This window comes from Labilithrix sp., assembly GCA_019637155.1.
GTDB lineage: Bacteria > Myxococcota_A > Polyangia > Polyangiales > Polyangiaceae > Labilithrix.
The window spans coordinates 214,583-227,738 of the sequence record JAHBWE010000011.1 but is presented as its reverse complement, the minus strand read 5'-3'; the positions used below and the strand labels follow the sequence as shown (position 1 = coordinate 227,738).

Annotated in this window: 11 protein-coding genes; 7 read left to right on the top strand and 4 right to left on the bottom strand. The window is 64.9% G+C overall.

From position 1 onward, the window contains the following. The 4 genes from KF837_24295 to KF837_24280 form a co-directional block, all read right to left on the bottom strand. Positions 1–1,092, bottom strand: a complete 1,092-nt coding sequence (locus tag KF837_24295; GenBank protein MBX3230465.1) for an HlyD family efflux transporter periplasmic adaptor subunit — start codon at positions 1,090–1,092, stop codon at positions 1–3. Positions 1,093–1,206: 114 nt separating this feature from the next. Further along, positions 1,207–2,196 (bottom strand): PEGA domain-containing protein, encoded by a 990-nt coding sequence (locus KF837_24290; protein ID MBX3230464.1) that lies wholly within the window; start codon positions 2,194–2,196, stop codon positions 1,207–1,209. 182 nt (positions 2,197–2,378) lie between these two features. Next, positions 2,379–2,561, bottom strand: a complete 183-nt coding sequence (locus KF837_24285; GenBank protein ID MBX3230463.1) for a hypothetical protein — start codon at positions 2,559–2,561, stop codon at positions 2,379–2,381. Positions 2,562–2,760: 199 nt separating this feature from the next. Next, a complete protein-coding gene (locus KF837_24280; GenBank protein MBX3230462.1) occupies positions 2,761–2,958 on the bottom strand; it encodes a hypothetical protein in 198 nt (65 codons plus the stop codon). Between the two features lie 319 nt (positions 2,959–3,277). Between KF837_24280 and KF837_24275 the strand changes: the two genes are divergently transcribed. From KF837_24275 to KF837_24245, 7 genes are all read left to right on the top strand, one after another. Continuing rightward, complete coding sequence (locus KF837_24275; protein MBX3230461.1) at positions 3,278–4,651, top strand: hypothetical protein; 1,374 nt, start codon at positions 3,278–3,280, stop codon at positions 4,649–4,651. A gap of 31 nt (positions 4,652–4,682) precedes the next feature. Then, positions 4,683–6,227 carry a hypothetical protein gene (locus KF837_24270; GenBank protein MBX3230460.1) on the top strand — a complete coding sequence of 515 codons (1,545 nt, stop codon included), beginning with the start codon at positions 4,683–4,685 and terminating at the stop codon, positions 6,225–6,227. Between the two features lie 67 nt (positions 6,228–6,294). Beyond that, a complete protein-coding gene (locus KF837_24265; GenBank protein MBX3230459.1) occupies positions 6,295–7,449 on the top strand; it encodes a trypsin-like serine protease in 1,155 nt (384 codons plus the stop codon). Between the two features lie 186 nt (positions 7,450–7,635). Next, positions 7,636–8,328 carry a hypothetical protein gene (locus tag KF837_24260; GenBank protein MBX3230458.1) on the top strand — a complete coding sequence of 231 codons (693 nt, stop codon included), beginning with the start codon at positions 7,636–7,638 and terminating at the stop codon, positions 8,326–8,328. A 53-nt stretch (positions 8,329–8,381) separates the two neighbouring features. Then, the gene (locus KF837_24255) at positions 8,382–11,651 is read left to right on the top strand and encodes a lantibiotic dehydratase (protein ID MBX3230457.1); all 3,270 of its coding nucleotides are present in this window, start codon (positions 8,382–8,384) and stop codon (positions 11,649–11,651) included. Between the two features lie 168 nt (positions 11,652–11,819). Next, on the top strand, positions 11,820–12,413 hold the full coding sequence (locus KF837_24250; protein MBX3230456.1) for a DUF4065 domain-containing protein: 594 nt from the start codon (positions 11,820–11,822) through the stop codon (positions 12,411–12,413). A 314-nt stretch (positions 12,414–12,727) separates the two neighbouring features. After that, positions 12,728–13,150, top strand: a complete 423-nt coding sequence (locus KF837_24245; protein MBX3230455.1) for a Fic family protein — start codon at positions 12,728–12,730, stop codon at positions 13,148–13,150. Positions 13,151–13,156 lie beyond the last annotated feature (6 nt).

The following is a 13,156-nucleotide window of genomic DNA, read 5'->3' as shown; positions in this document are numbered from 1 at the left end:
TCAGGGGCCAGCGATGCTGGGAAGGTCGGCCGGTCCGCGCATGGGCGCGCTCTTCGCCGGCGCGAGCTTCTGGCCGGCTTGGCGTAAGAGAAACTCGAGCGGCGAGACCTCTGCTACCGCGACCTCGACGTCGCCCGTGATGCCGTTCACGAGCGGAATCCGAGGATTCTCTTCCACCACCTCGAGCTCGACGCGCACGGTTCCGTCGCGTGGCTCGCTGCCTGCGCTGAGCACTCGTCCGTGGAGCGTGCCGAACTGCGTCCATGGACGCGAGGTGACGCGCATCTCGGCGCGCTGCCCTTTCGTGACGAGCCCGACGGCGTCGTCCGGCGCGAAGCGCGCGACGATGCGGAGCGATCCCGCCGGGACGATCGTGGCGACCTTGGCTCCAGGATCGAGGGTCGACCCCGCGGCGAGCGGCACGACGTCCGCGAGCGTGCCCGTGACCGTAGCTCGGACCGTTCGTCGCTCGACCTCGTACGCGAGCTCGGCGACCTTGGCTTCGTCCACCCGGATCTCGGCCTCGAGCGACGTCTGCTGATGACGGAGCGAAGCGATGCGTGCGTCTCGATCGCGGAGCGCGGTCGTCCCCGACGACGCCTGGAGGCTGACCTCGGCGGCGCTCGCCGCGGCCTGCGCGGACGTCTGCTGCACCTCGGAGGCGGACCGAAGCTTGTCGAGCTTCGACGCGAGCGCTTGCTCCGCGAGCTTCCCGACGACCTCGTCCTCGCTGCGCTTTCCTGCATGGGCCGCCTGGGCGACGGCAGAGCGAGCACGCGCCGCCGCGACGCCCCGGCTCACGTCGACGCTCTGCGCGTCGCGCGCGAGCTCTTCGGCAGCGACTTGTTCGACGAGGCTCGCCAGCTTGGCGCGATCTCCGACGAGACGTGCCTCGAGCTCGCGTCGTTGCAGCTCGAAGCTCTGTGCGTCGAGCACGAAGAGCACCTCTCCTTGCGAGACGGAGCGGCCAAGCGAGAGGCTCGCGGCGACGACGACGCCGGCGACCGGGGCCTGAACCGGGATCGGATTGCTGCTCGTCTCGACTCGACTCGACGCCGAGACGACATAGAGCGTCGTCTTCGCGAGAACCATCCACGCGAGCCAGACACCCGTGAGAACGACCAGTCCGATCGCGATCACGAGCAACGCTCGAGGCCGATCCCTCTCGACCGCTCGGAGCGTTCGCGCGAACCCTGCCACGACTCCCTAGAAGCTCCCGCTCAGCGCGGCCGTCCCGACGCCGAATCCCACGCGAACGGAGGACGACGCAGCCGCGCTCTTCTTCTTTGAAGAAAACGTGAGATACGTCGAAACACCGGCGGCGACGATGGCCGCTCCGAGGAAGACGTCCGTCAAGATGGCGAACGTCTTCACGTCCGACCTCGCCGATTGGAGCTCCTCGGCGGTCACGCGGTACTTCTGCGTTACCGCGTCGTATTCCCTCGATTTACCAAGCGCCACGACGCCCGTGCCGAGGGCACCGCCCGCGAGGACCAGCGTGGCTCCCCAGCTCACCAGCGGGGCGATGCTGACCTTCTCGTGCGACTGAACGACCACCCGCGGTGCCGCGGTGGCGACTTCGAGATCGAAGGAGACCCTTCTTGTCTCTCCGCCCGCGAGCTCGATGACCCGGCTCTGGGGGCTACGACCGGCGAGGGTGACGGTGATCTTGCGCTGCCCCGTGTTGACGCGAACGGGCGGAAGCGGAGTCCGCCCCACAGGGCGATCGTCGATGCTGACCTCGACGCCCTCTTCGGAGGCACGAACATCCAAGAACGCGACGCGATCGCGAAGTCGCTCGACGCGCGATTTGACGTCGGTGAGACGTTCCGCAGGCACCTCCGAACCTCCCTCGGAGAGATACCGCTCGAACGCCTCGAGCGCTCGCGTGTAGTCCTTCAACTGCTGATGGACGACGCCGACGTTGTAGAGGAGGCGATAGCTCGGCGACAGCTCATAGGCGCGGTTCAGCTCGACGAGCGCCGCATCCAACTGGCCATCGTCCGCGAGCTCCAGCGCCCGCTTGAAGCGGCTCCGCGCTTCTTGCTGCGCCTCCGTCTCGGCCGCAGCCTCTTGGCTGGCCTGAGGTGCCTCCTCGCGCTCCGGCTCCGGCTCGGCGCCGAGCACCGGCGCGGACACCACCAGCTTCGCTACAACGATCGCGACGGCCAAACTCCGTCGCTGGCCACCGATCAACCGCGCTCCTTTACGGGGAATCATCCAGCTCCGCGCGCTCCGCGAGAGTCGAGGACGTTCATCAACGGGATGCGAGGTCCGCGACCGGTGTGTCCACGATTTCGGACAAACTTCATACCCAGTCACATGGTCGGGATCAAGGCGAGGGTGAACGCGACGGTCCACCCTGCTGCGATCACACCTTAGCCGCCGATGGGTTTGGTATGGTTCGGCATAGGCGGAAGACTCCAGATCTTCAGACTCTTCGCCGACAGCCCGATCGATTTTCCATCGGGAAGGTCAACACCACCACGCACATGCGTCCGAATGCGCTTGACGTTCAGGGTAAGGGCGGGGGAGGCGGGCGTGTCGGTCATATCGCTCATTGGGTTGCCTATTGAGGTGTTGGTTGGGTCGGCCCAACTGAGTTTTCTCAGAACTTCCGATTCGTTCCCGCGTGCACTGCCGGTTCACAAGCTGTGGACGGGGGATTCACTGGACGTTGACCGCCGGTCGCGAGGCTCAAGGTGAGGGTGAACGCGTAGGCATTCACCCTCCACTCGGTCACCTCACCGTTCGGTCACCTCAGCGTCCGACCTGCGCGACCTTCGCGGCGATGTTGGCCTTCTGCTCGTGCGGCTTGGGAGGAATACTTCCGATCTTCTTGCTCGCCGCCGATTGGCCCTGAGTCTCCCCTGAACCACCACGCACATGCGTCCGAATGCGCTTGACGCTCAGGGTGAGGGAAGCAGGCGTCTCGGTCGTGTCGGTCATGTCGTTCATGGGGTTGCCTCGCAGTGTTGGCCGGTGAGTTGGTGTTTGGGTCAACTGCAAGCGCGAGGCCAACTGAGTTTCTCAGAACTTCCGGACGATGCTGGTTGGATCGTGCACTCCCGTGCATTGTCGGTTCACAAAAGTGTGGACGGGGGGTTCATCCGGTTCACTGGACGTAGACGGGAGGTTCACGCGGTTCACTGGAGGTTCACGCGGTTCACGGCGTGTAGATGGTCATCCGACACGCCGCGTATGAAACGTTCTTCGTTCTCAGCCTTCTCCGGCGGGGTATCGAGCTGGCGCGGCACCTGCTAGGCTCGCGAGCCTCATGCACAAAGGTAGACTGATCTATGCTCTTGGTGCGCTAGCTTCCACTCTCGGCGCGCTGGCAAGCTGCGGTGACGACACGATCGACACCACTCCTCCCGATGGAGGGGCTCCCGATGGATCAGTGCCGGTGGTAACGACGGACGCCACCACCGGCGATGCGACGGCGACGTTGGATGGCGGCGGCGGGGTGCGAGCCGTCGCGTTGAACGGCATCACTGCCGTCGAGAGCCCGATACGGTTTTGCTTCTTGGCCTCGAAGTCGGGACCGCCGACCTTGGCCGACGCGGTGGATTCGCCGGCTCTTCCGTCCACCGGCCTCGCCGCGGGTACGCTCGATCGAACCACCCTGCCAAGCGCGTTGGTCGATAGCTACGTCAAGATCGTCGTGTACTACGAGGACTCGTTGGCGGCCTTCGGTGTCGCCGACAAGTCGTGCAAAGAGCTCACAGCGATGTCGGAGCTCGCAGAGCCACCGACGATCGAGCTTGATGCCGGCAGCGATGCCTCGGACGACGCTGGGCCCGATTCGGACGCCTCCGACGATGCGGGCGACGAGCTCGACGCCTCCGACGACGACGCCGGCGACGAGCTCGACGCCTCCGACGACGACGCCGGCGACGAGCTCGACGCCTCCGACGACGCCTCGGACAACGCGAGCGAAGGCGATGGTGTCACGGTTCCGATGGGCGGCTCTGGGGCGTTGCGGCTCGTTCAGTACGCCGACTTCGACATTTCGGAGGAGGTCATCCCCCCCTCCACGATCAAGGCCGATGCGCTCTACCTGCTCTATGCGTCGGGATGCACCCACCGGCAGTCACCGAACCACTCCTTCACCATTTGCAACAACGACGAGACCTACTTCGAGGTCTTCGGTACGGAGCCATACACGGACTTTTATGCCTGGCTGATCGAGCTCGATACGTCGAGCCCGCCCTCGCCGAGCGGGCAATCTCGTGTGCAAGCGGTGCTTGGTTCCGACGTTTGGCGCCAGTCCGAGCTCTTTGAGCACCAGACGGTCGGTGTGACGTATGGGGATGCATCGGTCGAGGTGCAAGGACCTGGTGGCAATCCAGAGGATCCGGACGCAGGGACGTTCCCGTACATCAGGGCCAGCGCGCCGGCCCACCCAGCCACCCTCGTTCCGTCGCTCACGAACGCCACCGCGTTCTACCGGATTCTTCCGTACTACGACGCGCAACTGACCCTCACGAAGGACGCTCTGGAGCTCTCCGGGCTCACGAACGATGATCTCGCTACCACGTCGACAGTGACGCTCGTTCCGCTCGGCAGCGGGGCAGACGAAGAGGAGAAGTTGCCGGACGGCAAGCTCAATCCTCGCTACATCGGCTTCCGCATCATTCTCAACAAATAGATAGGGAGCAGGCTTGCGCTCTCCGATTGTCGTGTGGCTCACGCCGCTCGCGCTCGTGCTGCTCCAATGCACCTCCATCACGTCGAAGACGGGATATCAGTGCCAGTCGACCGACGATTGCAGCCGCAGAGGTGCGGAGTTCGCTTCCACCACCTGCAAGGATGGGATTTGTCAGGACATCGTTGGGAAGACACCGCCGAGCACGGTATGCGCTTCGAACCGTGACTGTCTTGGCGGCACCTTGCGTTGCGTCAAGGGAGAATGCCTCGAGTACCCATGTGACGTTCGCGGAGACGTCGTCGACGAGGAGGGCGTGCTGCTCGGCGTCTTGCGCCCCTCCACCCCAGAGAGCGTGGGCGTCGATGTCACGCAAGCGCTGCCAGCCTTGCTAGGTTTGCTCGCCGATCAGTGGAACCTGAACGCGGACGACCTCAAAGAAGATGGCGTGCCTCATGTGGGGTTGCTCATGTGCGACGAGGGTAAGATCGAGGAGGCAGCCGACCACTTCGAGAAGCTCGGCGTAAAGGCGATCGTCGGCCCACTGACGGAGCCCGCGCTGGTTGCGCTCCGCAACACGCTCAAGACCAAGATTCCCATCTTGTCTCCAACGGGCGACTCGCCGCGCTTCAAAGAGGCTTTTGGTGCCGATCAACCGTGGTTCTGCAGCTCCAACCTGGCGGACGCGGTGGGCGATTTCGCCGACCTCATCAAGAAGGTCGCCGCTGCGACGGCGGTGGATCGCGGGCGTCCGCCGACCGTGGCCTTTGTCCACAACAGTTGGTCCGACGGAGAGACGACCTTCTTCAATCGAACAAAAGCGGCGCTCCCGGTCGACCTCGCCGTCTCCGAATTGGACGTCAACACCGACCTTACGAAGGCGGGCCGTCCGAACCTCCTCCAGGCATCGAACCTCGCACGAGTGAGCAAACCGGACATCGTCGTGATGACGGGGGCCGCCTGGGCACGAGCGTTTGTCAACGACCTCGAGCTTCGCTGGCCGGCAAGCAGCACCAGACCCGTCTACGTCGTCATGCGGACGGTCCCCCAGCTCAACGATACGCTAAAAGCGCGGAATTGGCCGCGGAAGGTATATGCGCTGGACGTGGCTCGTGAAGGAAAACTGCAGGCGAACTATGGAGCCATGTTGGGCGTCCTTGCCGGATACATCACCGGCCAGGGAAGCGTCATCCCCACCGCGGGCGCTGCCTACAACGATTGCTTGTTGACGGCGCTCTATGGCACCTTCAAGGCGCAGACAGCCAACAATGTTTCGCCGAGCAGCCTGGGCGCTGAGCAAATCACGTCTGGCATCGCCTCGGCGGGCGCCATGGGAAGTGGCCAGATCAACCTAACCACTCTGCCCTCCGACATCGGGACCGCCGTCGGTCTCCTTCGAACCGCGAGCTCGCAAACCCAGATGACGGGGGCGAACGCCATCTACGGATTCGAGTCGAACACGCACGTGCCCATCGGCGAGGTGACTCCCTATTGCCTCTCGGCGGACCTCGGCTCTCGCACCGACACCTGGCGACGCGTCGAGTTCACGGAGGGAAGCGGTGCGCCGTCTTGCCCTTAGCGTAGCGCTCTGCCTCGCCTCCTGCGCTCCTCCACCATCAGAGGACGCGGAAGCCGACGCGGGGCGTGTGCGCTCTGCCATCTTCCGCGGCAGCGACTCCCCGAGCACGGAGGACTTCGTGCCCCTCATCAAGACCAGCTCGGGCATCTGCACCGGAATCCTCGTCGCGCCCAGGCTCGTGCTCACGGCACGCCATTGTCTCGGTCCGAGCGTGAACATGCCTGTCGGGAACGACCAGAGCACGTGCTCGCTCAATTTCTTGGTCCAACGTCCGGAGAGCTTCAAGGTGTACCTCGGCCGTGACCAGCTCGCGCCGATAGCGGTGTTGGAGGTGAGCCGCGTTTTTGTCGATAACGCAGGCACCAGTTGTGAATACGATCTTGCCGTGTTGGAGTTGAGCGAGCCCGTCGCGGGCCTCGCGGTGCGTGCGCTCCAGCTCGACGCTCCGGCGCAGAAGGGCGAGGTCGTCGAGGGTATCGGTTTTGGTGCATCCGCAGCCGGACTTGGTGAATCGTCGTATATCCGGCAGAAGGCGACGGGGACCATTCTGCCTCTCAACGACGACGGCGACATCGATCAGGGTGGCGAGACGAAGAGCCCTTCCGGCTCCACCGTGACCGTCGGCGGGGGATACGTCCTCACCGACATACGAATCTGCATTGGAGATAGCGGTGGCCCGCTTCTGCGTGCCTCCAATGGCGACCTGCTAGGCATCCTCCATGGCTTCCTCGTCGGAGCGAACGGCGACGTGGACGACTGTGACAACGGCGTGAGCTTGTACGTTCCCCTATGGCGGCACCGCGAGTTCATCGAGCGCGTATTTCAAACACAGGGCATCATGCCCACGCGCGCGGGTCGGAATCATCCTCCGGCGGAGGTTGGGGGAGGTTGCGTTCAGGACAACGACTGCCACTCCAACTATTGCGTAAAAGTTGGAAACAACGACACGACGTCCATCGAAGGCACGTGCTCGCGCGAATGCAAGACCTCGGCGGATTGCCCGACTCCGATGGAGTGCGTGCCCGCGAAGATCAAGGGCAAGGATAAAGATGCGGGCGCCGACGAGCCTCCGGAGAGCACCCCCGTTTGCCTCGCGCCCTTCCCTCCGCCGCCGGAGTCGTGCGACGTGTCTTCGTCGTCCAACGGTGGAAGCGCGGTCATCGTCTTCGTCGCCCTCGTCCTCGTGCGCCGTCGGCGCTCGACGCGCGCATCACTGAACTAACCTCGAGCCTCGCCGATGCGCACGAACGGACGGCTCAGCGACTCTCTCCCCAAGCTGGCGGATCGTTACGAGCTCGGCTCTTCACAGCTCCGCGTGAGCCCCTTCTGCCTCGGCGCCACCGGCGATCCTCACACGGTCAGCGCCGCGTACGACGCCGGCATCAACTTCTTCTTCGTCACCGCCGACATGCACTGGCCCTTCTACGAGGGCGTGCGGCGCGGGCTCGCCACGCTGCTCCAGCGCGGCGGAGGCGTTCGCGACGACATCGTCGTCGGCGTCGTCTCGTACGTGACTCAGCCCGAGTTCTGCTTCGCGCCTTTCATGGAGGCGCTCGAGTCGATTCCAAAGCTCGAGCGGATCGATCTGACGATCATGGGTGGCGTCTACTCGACGGACTTCATGGTGCGCGCTCGTCAATATGCCACGCACCGCGATGGCATCGTCCCGGGCGCCCGCAGCGTCGGCGCCAGCTTCCACGACCGGGCTGCTGTCGTCATGGCCGTCAACCATGGCATGATCGACATCGCCTTCAGTCGCTACAATCCGGCGCACTCCGGCGCCGACGTTGATCTCTTCCCTCATCTCGTTCCGGATCGGCGTCCGCTCCTCTACGGATTCAGCAACACCTTCGACTACGTCGGACCGGAACGTTGCGAAGAGCTGGGGCTCACGAGCGACAACTGGCGACCGGCGGTCACCGACTACTATCGGTACTCGCTGACACGCCGCGAGCACGACGGCATCCTGTGCGCCCCCGACAGTCCCCAGCAGCTCGAGGAGCTCGCACGTGCCATGGAAGCGGGCCCGCTCAGCGAGAAGGAGGTCGGCTACCTCCGCGACCTCGCCGACCTTGCCTCCGGAAACGCGACGCTGACGTAGCTTCGAGCGCTCTATCTTTCAGCGATCGGCGAGCGTGATCGATGAAGGAATTCATGACCAAACCAGCGACGTTCGTTCCCTCCGGCTTCTTCGCGCTGCGCACGCCGCTCTTGCCGCGCGCCGTCCTCTCCACCTTCAGCGCAGGGCTCGAGGCCTCGCGGGTCGAGACGAAGGAGGCGAAGGACCCCGAGCTCGCCGGCGCCCTCGAGCGCGATCGCGCGACCTTGCGAGCGCGGCTGCGAGCTCTCGTCGAAGATCCGGTCGTCCGGGAGGCGCTGTTCGTCGCATCACCGTCGCTCGACGACGCCGTCACGGCGTGGCTCACGGAGCCGACCAGAGAGCGCGCGCGCGGCGTCGAGGAGGTCCTCGTCCGCTACCTCGGCCGAATGACGGCGCGCTGCACGCCGTTCGGGCTCTTCGCCGGCCTCTCGACCAGCGCGCTCTCCGCGAGCCGGAAGACCGTGCTCGCGGAGCGCGCGAGCTACCGGCGTGCCTCGCGCCTGGACATGCACTACCTGAGCGCCCTCACGGAGGAGCTCGGGCGCGATCAGGAGCTCACCTGGTCCCTCACGCACGTCCCGACCACCGGCCTCTATCGAGCTCCCGGGCAGCTCCGCCACTACGAAGGACGGCCCGATCCGAAGACGCGCGCGCTCGCGTATGAGCTCCTGTCGCTCGCGGAGACCGGACCGCTCACGGCGCTCCTCGCGCGGGCTGAAGGAGGGGCGCGTCCCGCCGAGCTCGTGGAGACGCTGGTCTCGATGGGGCATCGCGAGGCCGACGCCACCGCCTACGTCACCGCCGTCATCCAAGCGCAGACGCTCGTCTCCGAGCTCGAGCCGCCGATCACCGGCACGCCCGCAACCAAAGTGCTCATCGAAACACTAGGCAAGAGCCCCGCCGGAAGAGCGCACGCCGAGGCGCTGCGCGAGGCCGACGCCGCGCTCGGCGCGATCGACGCATCCGGGATCGGAGGCAGCACGTCTCGCTACCGAGACGTCGCGACGACGCTCACCAAGCTCCCGGTCAAGGCCGAGCTGGCGCGGCTCTTTCAAGTCGATCTCTTCAAGCCGCTCGCGGAGCAGGGGCTGCCTGGCTCGGTCCTGAACGAGATGCGACGGATCGTCGGCGTCCTCGCGCAGCTGACGCCGCGACCGCCGTCCGGAGATGCGCTCGCGAGGTTCCGGTCTGCGTTCATGGAGCGCTTCGAGAGCGCGTGGGTCCCCCTCGCTGACGCGCTCGATGAAGAGAGCGGTATCGGCTTTCCGTCTCATGGGAACGAGACCGGCGATCCTGCTCCGCTCATCGACACGCTCCCGTTCCCGAACGATCCATCCCCGCCGGTCACGCCGTTCGGAGCGAGAGAGCAGCACCTCGTACGGAGGCTCGGCGAGCTCACGCGCAGCGGCGCGCGGGAGTGGGTGCTCGACTCGCGAGACCTGAAGGCGCTGTCTTCGGACGTTCCTGCGAGCCTCCCCGAGGCGCTGGCGATCATGACCACGATCCTCGGGAAGAGCTGGGACGCGGTGGACAAGGGGGACTTTCGCCTGACCCTCGATGGAGTGGCCGGCCCTTCGGGCGCCACCCTCCTCGGCAGGTTCTGCCACGGCGATCCGGAGCTCTCGCGCCATATCCGCGAGCACATCGCCGCAGAGGAGGCGCTCCACGACGATGTCATCTTCGCCGAGGTCGTGCACCTCGCGGAGGGGCGGCTCGGCAACATCCTCGGGAGGCCCGTCCTTCGCGGATGGGAGATCCCCTACCACGGTCGCTCCGGCGCCCCCGCCGATCGGCAGCTCCTCATCTCCGACCTGCTCGTCACCGTCATGGGCGATCGCGTGGTCCTCCGGTCCAAGAAGCTCGATCGCGTCGTCGTTCCGCGCCTGACCAACGCTCACAACTGGCCTGCCGCGAAGCTCGAGATCTACCGCTTTCTATGCAGTCTACAAGCACAGGGACAGACCGCGCTCGGCTGGAGCTGGGGTGCGCTCGAGAGCGCCCCGTTCCTCCCCCGTGTGCGCGAAGGCAAGACGATCCTGTCATCGGCGAGCTGGAACCTCTCGCGAGAGGAGCTCGAGCCGCTCGAGAAGGCGCGCGGCGACGAGCGCTTCGCACTCGTCGCTCGCCTCCGCGCGGCGAGGGACCTGCCGCGGTGGATTGGGGTCGCGGACGCCGACAACGTGCTGCCGGTCGACCTCGACAACGTGATGTTCGTCGAGAGCTTCGTCGAGCTCGTCAAGGGGCGCGCGAGCGTGAGGCTCATCGAGCTCCCCGACGAGGACGACCTCGTCGTCGAGGGACCGGAGGGCCGCTTCGACAATGAAGTGATCGTCCCGTTCGTCCTCGAGCGCGCTCCGCTCGAAGCCGGGGCCGCGGACATCACCGCCGACGCGCCGCGAGCTCGCGCAGCCACACCCGTCGTACGCAAGTTCGCCCCGGGATCGGAGTGGCTCTACCTCAAGGTGTACTCGGGGACCGTCACCGCGGACTCGCTCCTCTCGGACTTCGTCGCCCCCGTCCTCGAAGAAGGCCGCGCGTCGGGGGCCATCGAGAGCTGGTTCTTCATTCGCTACGCGGATCCCGCGACGCACCTTCGCGTCCGCTTCCGAGGGAGCCCCGAACGACTCCTCGGCGAGACCCTCCCTGCCGTCCATCAGGCCATCGCGCCCTATCTGGAGAACGGCAGCGCGTGGAAGCTGCAGCTCGACACCTATCATCGGGAGGTCGAACGCTACGGCGGACCGAACGGGATCGAGCTGTGCGAGCAGATCTTCGAGGCCGACAGCGACACCGTGCTCGCGCTCGTCCAGGCGCTCGAAGACGATGACGATCGCTGGCGCCTGACGCTGCGAGGACTTCACCTCTTGCTCGTCGATCTCGGCCTCGATCTGGAGGGTCGGAGGTCGTTGCTCCGCGCCTTGCGCACGGACTTCGCCGCGGAGCACCACGTCGGCGTCGGCGATCCGAACAAACCGAGCCCGGAGTCTTCCTGGTTCGAGCAGGCGCTAAGCCAGCAAAGTCGCAAAGAGCGCTCCGCCGTCGATGCATTGCTGCGCGCGCCCGTCGGCGGCGATCATCCGCTCGATCACGCGTTTTCGATTCTTGCAACGCGTTCGACGAAAATCGCGCCGTTCGCCGAGGAGCTGCGCAAGCGCGCGGAGAGCGGTGACCTCTCGATGTCCCTCCCCGACATCGCGGCGAGCTTGCTCCACATGCACGCCAACCGCTTCCTCCGCGCCCGCCAGCGCGCGCAGGAGCTCGTCTTGTACGACGCCCTCCTCAGGTTCTACGACTCCGAAGCCGCGCGCCAGCGCTCGAGATAGTCTTGACACTGAACGTAAGATCAGTATACTAAATGGTGCGGAAGAGCTCCAAGTTGGCGTAATCGTGGCTAATTTCCGTGACCGTCGCCGGGATTGCGATAGATTCACTCAAGGTGTGGCGTTGTCGAGTGGAACGACGACAACGGCGGACCCGAGGACGGAGGAAACGTGACCTCGTTCAGTCTACCCACCAGTACTGATCATGCCGCGCTCACCCTCGCGGACTGGATCTGTGCAACTGCACCGAGCCAGCCTGATCTGCTCACCCATCTCAAGCTCCAAAAGCTTGCGTTCTACTGCTACGGAGCGTTGCTCGCGTTCGGTTTGGAGCGGGAGCTCGGAACGATCGAGTTCCAAGCGTGGAAGCATGGCCCGGTGTCGCCTGCGATGTATCGCAAGTTTCAACCGTGCGGCCGCGAACCCATTCTCTTCCAGGTGCACAAGCCATCACTCGATGTGCAGGTGGAAGCGGTAGCAAGTGACGTCGTGAACGTCTATGGACGGCTCACCGCCTGGCAGCTGCGTGAGGAGTCACATCTCGAGAATCCTTGGACATCGGCGTACGATGACACGTCCCGCAATGTGATTCCTGCGGAGCAGATGCGTGAGCACTTTCACGCGAAATTCTGCTTGGGCGTGGTGCAGTTTCCAGAACGACTCTTTGGCGGGTCCAGTCTGCGTCTGGATCGGATTCCGGTACCTACGTTCCGCTCCCTGCGAGAGATGTCGATCGCAGCGACACGCATTCTTGGCCCGGCCTAAGTGCCAAGGGTGTGCAGGTAACTGCGCACGCGTCTCGCCTCGATACGTCGACTGCAAGCGCACGCCGCTGTGCGAACTTGTCGATCCCGGACTGCTCGTATTTACCGAGCAGTTCCACACGCTCGACGAATACAAGGTGCTCCACGAGCGGCTTCTTCGAGGAATGCGAAACCTCGATAGCAAGGAGGGCGAGTTGTTGTCCGAAAACGAGGACGACTTCCTCGTCGAAGTGCGCGAAGCGCATCTCACCTTGTTCGAGTACGCCATCCCGTCGATCGCTGGCCGCTTGAGGCGACCATGGGAACGAGCTGGCTATGGCGGCTCAGGGGCGCCACGAACGCGAAGGTGTACGCGCTGAGCTCATCCCTGCAGGGATCGGCACAGCCTTCCGCTTGGCGACATGTCCGAACGACGGTTGGACATTCGCGACGCGTGCAGCGGCGTTCCTCGCGAGCTTCTTTCGCGTCCACCCGTTTGTCGACGGCAACGGGCGCGTCGGCAGGTTGTTCGTCAAGAAGATCTGCCGCAAGGAGCGAATGGGCATCCGGAGTTGGACGCTGACGACCAACGACCGACGGCAGTACATTCGAGCACTCGAGCTCGCACACGAGGCACACGACAAAGGACAAGAGACGAAGCTGAGCGTCGTCGAGTTGCAGCGGTGGATCGAAGTGCGCGCCTACCCTCTTGTCGACGATTCAGAATTGAACGCTGCAGATGACGACACGCTCGTCTAACGCGGC